Origin of the sequence: Albidovulum sp., assembly GCF_049646345.1 — a bacterium.
Taxonomy (GTDB): Bacteria; Pseudomonadota; Alphaproteobacteria; order Rhodobacterales; family Rhodobacteraceae; genus Albidovulum.
On the sequence record NZ_JBARVQ010000217.1, the window covers coordinates 1 to 4,871 of the forward strand.

Here is a 4,871-nt window from a genome sequence, read left to right on the forward strand (position 1 = left end):
GATCCAGCCTCAGTCTCTTGCGGTGCTTCCTGGTCTTGAGTGTATCGGCAATGAAGCACCGTCCCAGATAGACGATCCATATCCCGGCAGCGGCCCACCCAGCCGATGAGGCGACGTAGCTATGCGATGCAGCGCGAAATGTGGGGGCTTGGTCCATCCCCCAAAGAATCACTCCCACGCAAAGAGTTCCCAGAACATAGATGCCCGCAGCCGCCGCAGTGGACGCAAACGCGATGACGGAAAAGTCGCTGCTGGACCAGCTATTGGCCTCAAGGCTTTCCCTCAGTTCCGTTCGTTCAGCGTCGGTCAATGCGCGCCGGATCATCGCCTTCATCCCGCTTGGTAGTTTACAGGATCAGTTGCCACGAAGCGGCCAAACAAACAATAAAGGGGCGCCACGAAGGGCGCCCCTCAATTTCAGTATTTGTCAGATCAGTTCCGCGACTTGTCGACCATCTTGCCCTTGGAGATCCAGGGCATCATGGCGCGCAGCTTTTCGCCGACCTGTTCGATCTGGTGTTCGTCGTTCAGGCGGCGCGTGGCCTTGAAGAACGGCTGGCCGACGGTGTTTTCCTGCATGAAGTCACGCACGAACTTGCCGGTCTGGATGTCGGTCAGAACCGCCTTCATCCGCGCCTTGGTCTCATCGTAAGGCAGGATGCGGGGCCCCGAGACATATTCGCCGTATTCGGCAGTGTTCGAGATCGAGTAGTTCATGTTGGCGATGCCGCCTTCATAGATCAGGTCGACGATCAGCTTCACTTCGTGCAGACACTCGAAATAGGCCATTTCGGGCTCGTAACCCGCTTCGACCAGCGTCTCGAAGCCCATGCGGATCAGTTCGACAAGGCCGCCGCAGAGCACGGCCTGTTCACCGAAGAGGTCGGTTTCACATTCCTGACGGAAGTTGGTTTCGATAATGCCCGACCGGCCGCCGCCGATGGCGGAGCAGTAGGAAAGGCCGATTTCCATCGCCTTGCCGGTCGCATCCTGATGGACCGCCACGAGGCAGGGCACGCCGCCGCCTTTGGTATATTCGCCGCGCACGGTGTGGCCCGGGCCCTTCGGCGCCATCATGATGACGTCGACGCCCGCCTTCGGCTCGATCAGGCCGAAATGCACGTTGAGGCCGTGGGCGAAGGCAATCGCCGAACCTTCTTTCAGGTTGTCATGCACGTATTTCTTGTAGGTCTCGGCCTGCAATTCGTCGGGCATGGTGAACATGATGACGTCGCACCATGCCGCCGCCTCGGCGATGCCCATGACCTTGAGGCCTTCGGCTTCGCATTTCTTCGCGGTGGCCGAGCCTTCGCGGAGCGCGATCACGACATTCTTGGCGCCCGAATCACGCAGATTCAGCGCATGGGCGTGGCCTTGTGAACCGTAGCCGAGAATGGCGACTTTCTTGTCCTTGATCAGATTGATATCGCAGTCGCGATCATAATAGACGCGCATGGCGTGGTCCTTTCTTCGTTTCTGGGGGTGAAGATAGAAGGGTGCGCAGAAATTCCCGTGCAAAATTTGACGGATTACGATTTTTCTGCGAAAAATCATGCGCAGAAACTAACTCTACCGCGAAAATCATGCAGATTGATGACACTGATCGCCGTATCCTGCGCCAGCTTCTGGCCGAACCCGGCCTTGCCACGGCCGATCTGGCCGATCGCGCCGGGGTCACGGCGGCGACCGCGTGGCGGCGGCTGGAGAAGCTGAGTGAGAGCGGTGTGCTGAAGGGCCAGCATGCGGTGATCGACTGGCGGGCGCTGGGCTGGGCGGTCGAGGTCTCGCTTCGCTTCACACTCGACAAGACCAATCCCCGCGCCTTTGACGAGTTCCTCGATGCCGCCCGCGAGGTGCCCGAGGTGATCGAGATCCAGACCTTCCTCGGCCGTGTCGATATCCGCCTGAACGTCATCGCCCGCGAGATGTCCCATTATCAGGCAGTCTACCGCGACCGCATCCTGACCTTGCCGCATATCGCCGATATCGAAAGCCTGATGCTGGTCTCGACGATCAAGGACAAGGGGAGCTTGCCGCTGTGATCGCGCTTGATGATACGGACCGGGCGATCCTGCGGGCGCTGGTGGCGGATGCAACGCAAAGTGCGGGCGCGGTGGGCCGGGCGCTGGGGCTTTCCCAGCCCGCGGCATGGCGGCGGATCAGGCGGCTGGAAGAGGCGGGGGTGATCGCGGGCCGCCGCATCGTGCTTGATGCCGAGGCATTGGGCTTTGGCGTTACCGTCTTTCTGGGCGTGAAGCTCGCCACCAAGGGCCGTGTCAGCCTTGAGGATTTCGAACGCGCCGCAACCGCGATCCCCGAGGTGCAGACGGTTCAGCACGTCCTTGGCCTTTACGATTACCGGTTGCGGGTCACCGCCCGCGATCTGGCTGATTTCGAACGCGTCCTGCGCCGCCGGATCATGACCCTGCCGGGGGTCGGCAATGTGGAGGCGAACGTGCTTCTTTCGGAAGAACGCCGCCCCGGCCCCCTCGGGTAAGGTGGGTTTAAACCCACCTTACGTTGTGGTTCGACGGGTCGGAATATTTCGGGTGCGACCGGCCGCCGCGCAATTTTCTATCGGTATGCAAAGGTAGACTTTGCCTTTCCCTTTCCCCTGCGCTACGCGAGGTTCGATTTGCCAAGGAGATATGCATGCCCGCTTTATTGCCCGATATCGACCCCGAGGGGCTGGAAGAATTTTCGGTCGTTTTCACCGACCGTTCGCTGAACCATATGAGCAAGCAGTTCCAGCAGGTCATGCGGGATATCTCTGGCATGCTCTGCGAGGTTTACAACGCCGATGCGGTGGCTTTGGTGCCCGGCGGCGGCACCTATGCGATGGAAGCTGTGGCGCGGCAGTTTACCTCTGGCAAACGCGCGCTGATCGTAAGGAACGGCTGGTTCTCCTACCGCTGGACGCAGATTTTCGAGGCGGGCGGCTTTGCCGGTGAAACCCATGTCGCCATGGCGCGCCGGGCGGGGAACGAGGCGCAGGCCCCCTTCGCGCCGGCACCGATCGAGGAGGTCGCCAAGACCATCCGCGAGGTGAAGCCGGATGTGGTCTTTGCCCCCCATGTCGAAACCGCCAGCGGTATGATCCTGCCCGACGATTACCTGAAGGCACTGGCGGCGGCGGCGCATGAGGTCGGCGCGCTGTTCGTGCTCGATTGCATCGCTTCGGGCTGCGCCTGGGTCGACATGAAGGCGACGGGCGTTGATGTGCTGATCTCCGCCCCGCAAAAGGGCTGGTCAGCCTCGCCCTCGGCGGGCCTCGTGATGATGAATGCCGAGGCGGAAAAACGGATGGAAGCCACGACCTCGTCGAGCTTTGCGGTGGATCTGAAGAAATGGCGTGCGATGATGGTGGCTTATGAGAATGGCGGCCATGCCTATCATGCGACCATGCCGACCGATGCGCTCAAGGCTTTCCGCGATACCATGGCCGAGACGAAGGAATACGGGTTCGAGAAACTGCGCGAGGCGCAATGGGCGCTTGGCAATGCGGTGCGGGCCGAACTCAAATCGCGCGGCATCGCATCGGTTGCTGCCGAGGGCTTCGGTGCGCCGGGCGTTGTCGTCAGCTTCACCGACGATCCCGATATTCAGACCGGCAAGAAATTTCTCGCGGCTGGCGTGCAGATCGCGGCCGGCGTGCCGTTGCAGGTGGGTGAAGGCGAGGCCTATCGCAGCTTCCGTCTGGGTCTCTTCGGTCTCGACAAGCTTTATGATGTCGAGGGCACCGTGGCCCGCATCCGCCGGGCGCTTGACGCTGCGATGGGCTGAGAGCCTCAATGTAAGGTGGGTTTAAACCCACCTTACATTCCCTCACCGCATGCCGAGCCCGGCTTTCATCAGGGTCGTACGGACCGGTTTCAGCGAACAGAGCGCGTTCAGCAACCCGGCGCGCAGGTCGCGCAGAGGGCGGGGTGAGAGCATCGAAGTGCGGTTCAGAAGGTCGATGCCCAGAACCCGTGCCTTGACTTCGGGCCAGCGGCGGCGGTGATAGTTTTGCAGCATCGCCCGGTCGCCAAGCCGCTCCGGCGCGGCCTTTGCAAGGTCCAGCAGGCAGGCAAGGTCGGCCAGCGACATGTTCAGCCCCTGCGCGCCGATGGGTGGGACCACATGCGCGGCCTCAGCGATCAGCGCGGTGCGTTCGGCGTCGAACCTGTCCGCAATCTGGGCGATCATCGGCCAGAGCGACCGCTGCGTCGCAAGCGTCAGCGGGCCGAAGAGCCCTGCGGAACGTTCGAACATTTCAGCCTCGAAGTTCGGCACGGGCAGGGCGGCGCGCCGTTCCGCCTCGGGCCCCTTGTCCATCCAGACCACGGCCGATGAGGGTTTGCCGTCCCGGTCGGGCAGGGGGACAAGCGTGAAGGGGCCGCCAGTGCGGTGGATCTCGGTCGAGACATTCTCATGCGGGATCGGGTGGGTGACGGCGAAAGCCAGCGCCTTCTGGCCATAGCGCATGGTCTTCACGCCGATGCCAAGCGCCTCGCGAACCGGGCTCGCGCGCCCGTCCGCCGCGATTAGCAGCCGGGCCGAAACCTGCGCGCCGTCGGACAGCGACACCCGTGCCTCTGCCTCTCGCGTCAGGACCGAGCGGGTGGCGATGCCGGGGCGGAAATCGACATTCTGCAGTTCGGTGATGCGCGCCACCAGTTCGCGCCGCAACAGCCAGTTGGGGAAATTCCAGCCAAAGGGCTCTTCGCCGATCTCGGTCGCGTCGAAATCCTTGACGATGCGCGCCTCGAGCGCTTCGCCGCCCGCATCGACGATACGCATGACCTTGAGGGCTGCGGCATGAGGGGCGAGCCGGTCCCAGAGCCCCGCCTCTGTCAGCACCGCGCGGGCCGGTTGCAGGAAGGCGGTGG

General features: G+C 62.5%; 6 protein-coding genes. 3 read left to right on the forward strand and 3 right to left on the reverse strand.

What is annotated here, in order from left to right:
• Positions 1-325 (reverse strand): hypothetical protein (locus WBB85_RS05270; RefSeq protein WP_432637580.1); only part of this gene is annotated, 325 nt, incomplete at its 3' end.
• Positions 326-432: 107 nt separating this feature from the next.
• Entirely contained in the window at positions 433-1,455 is a 1,023-nt protein-coding gene (ilvC, locus tag WBB85_RS05275; RefSeq protein WP_432637581.1) for a ketol-acid reductoisomerase, read from the reverse strand.
• A gap of 128 nt (positions 1,456-1,583) precedes the next feature.
• Here ilvC and WBB85_RS05280 point away from each other — a divergent pair, with 128 nt between their 5' ends.
• The 3 genes from WBB85_RS05280 (at position 1,584) to WBB85_RS05290 (ending at position 3,783) form a co-directional block, all read left to right on the forward strand.
• Complete coding sequence (locus WBB85_RS05280) at positions 1,584-2,042, forward strand: Lrp/AsnC family transcriptional regulator (protein WP_432637582.1); 459 nt, start codon at positions 1,584-1,586, stop codon at positions 2,040-2,042.
• A complete protein-coding gene (locus tag WBB85_RS05285) occupies positions 2,039-2,497 on the forward strand; it encodes an Lrp/AsnC family transcriptional regulator (RefSeq protein ID WP_432637583.1) in 459 nt (152 codons plus the stop codon). Before WBB85_RS05280 ends, WBB85_RS05285 begins: the two co-directional genes overlap by 4 nt.
• A gap of 155 nt (positions 2,498-2,652) precedes the next feature.
• Positions 2,653-3,783 (forward strand): aminotransferase class V-fold PLP-dependent enzyme, encoded by a 1,131-nt coding sequence (locus WBB85_RS05290; protein WP_432637584.1) that lies wholly within the window; start codon positions 2,653-2,655, stop codon positions 3,781-3,783.
• Between the two features lie 42 nt (positions 3,784-3,825).
• Here WBB85_RS05290 and WBB85_RS05295 read toward each other — a convergent pair.
• On the reverse strand, positions 3,826-4,871 hold a 1,046-nt coding region (locus WBB85_RS05295), incomplete at its 5' end, for an FAD-dependent monooxygenase (protein ID WP_432637585.1).